The 453-nt window shown below is 63.8% G+C and carries 1 protein-coding gene; it reads right to left on the bottom strand.

The genetic code is table 11. The features are described 5' to 3' along the window. Positions 1-453: response regulator (locus tag AACY49_RS30970; protein ID WP_339528123.1), on the bottom strand; the 453-nt coding region annotated here is incomplete at both ends.

Raw genomic sequence — 453 nt, forward strand, 5'->3', positions numbered from 1 at the left:
CTCTTCCAGCAGCTTCAGGTCCAGCCCATTGGGATTGAGGCTGCGTTTGACCGCCACCTGCACATCGGTCATCAGCGGGGCGCCGTCAGTCTGCTCGCGGCGCCGCTCAAGGAACACCGACAAGGTCATGCCCGGCGCGAGTGCCGGCACTTCGCAGAACACTTCCTCACCGGCATTGAGCAACAAACCTTGCAGACGCTCCGTCAGGCTTTCCATGTTCAGGGGTTTGGTCAGGTACGCCGTCGGCGCCAGCGGAAGGGCTTCGCGCACGCTCGCGCTGTCGTTGCGGCTGCTCATCAGAATGAACGGCAGCGGCGGATTGCGTTTGCGCTGGCGCACGCTGCGCAACACGCTCAAGCCATCGACACCGGGCAGCTCCCAATCGACGATGGCCAGGTCATAGGGCACTTCGCTGAGCAGCGAGAGGGCTTGCTGGCCGTCGGCACACAGATC

This window comes from Pseudomonas sp. EL_65y_Pfl2_R96, from assembly GCF_963970905.1.
GTDB lineage: Bacteria > Pseudomonadota > Gammaproteobacteria > Pseudomonadales > Pseudomonadaceae > Aquipseudomonas.